Annotated in this window: 1 protein-coding gene; it reads left to right on the top strand. The window is 49.5% G+C overall.

The window, feature by feature from the left end:
- Positions 1-539 precede the first annotated feature (539 nt).
- Positions 540-1252, top strand: a 713-nt coding sequence (ltrA, locus tag C4T78_RS35890; RefSeq protein WP_220389073.1) for a group II intron reverse transcriptase/maturase, incomplete at its 3' end; no start/stop codon positions are given.

Below are 1252 nucleotides of genomic sequence, written 5' to 3'. Positions count from 1 at the left end.
CGGCATGGACGACAGCTAGGCGGTGAAAGTCCGCTACAGGCTTGGCAGTAGGAACTGTTAGCCAAAGGCAAGGGTGTCCATCGTGAGGTGGAATCTGAAGGAAGCCGGAGGCAAACTTCTGGGCTGATGAACAAGAACTGCATACTAAGGCTGAATAGAGACGGATAAGCCTGCGTAACAAGGTGAAGTCCAATACTGCCCGAATCTCAAACAGTATATGCAGCAGCCACATGGAAGGAAAGCGGTCGTTCTTACCCGGGGAGGTCTTACAAGGGTTCCCGACAAGAGGGAAGGCATTTCCCACAGGAACAATCATGCCAGTGATGGTGAGATGAATTGTAAGAAGTCAGCAGAAGCCATAGTAGTCCACCAGGACGAAGGGCTGAACAATAGTAATCTCGGAAACAGAGGAGGTGTGAGCGATGCGACAATCACGGAAAACATCAAATGATGGCTATCTATCGAAGAATAGGATGGAATCCGAAGGTACGACAGAAGTGTGTAGCACGACTCACGGCGAACCTGAACGAAGAGATGGTGTGCATGATCTCGTCACGAGAATCGTTGATCGAATGAACCTAAATCGAGCCTATAAGCGAGTAAAGGCAAATAAAGGATCTGCAGGCATTGATGGGATGACGGTTGATGAGTTGTTCCCCTTCCTGATACGGAACAGGGATGAACTGATCAAGCAGATTAGGAATGGCTCCTATGAGCCACAACCCGTAAGACGTGTAGAAATTCCCAAACCGGATGGATCGAAACGAAAGCTCGGAGTTCCGACGGTACGTGACCGACTGGTACAACAGGCGATCCTTCAAGTGATGGAACGGATCGTTGATCCGACGTTCTCAGACAACAGCTTTGGCTTCCGCCCGCACCGCAGTGCCCACAACGCAATGAAACGCGCCAAGGCTTACTACGAAGCAGGATATAGATATGCGGTGGATCTTGATTTAAAAGCCTACTTTGACACAGTGAATCATGACCAGTTGATGTATTGCGTGGAAAAACGGATTAAGGACAAAATCGTCCTTCAACTCATTCGCAAGTTCCTGCGTAGTGGTGTGCATACGAATGGAAGGGTTGTACCGACCGAAGCCGGTGTTCCCCAAGGCGGCAATCTCTCGCCCATTCTAGGCAACATTTATCTTGATCAACTGGACAAGGAACTGGAACGAAGAGGACATAAGTTTGTTCGCTATGCCGACGACTGTACGATCTACGTCAGAAGCAGAAGAGCGGGCGAACG

It is taken from the genome of Saccharopolyspora kobensis (genome assembly GCF_900108315.1).
In the GTDB taxonomy this organism is placed as follows: Bacteria; Actinomycetota; Actinomycetes; order Mycobacteriales; family Pseudonocardiaceae; genus Saccharopolyspora; species Saccharopolyspora kobensis.
This window is presented reverse-complemented; position numbering and strand designations above follow the sequence as displayed.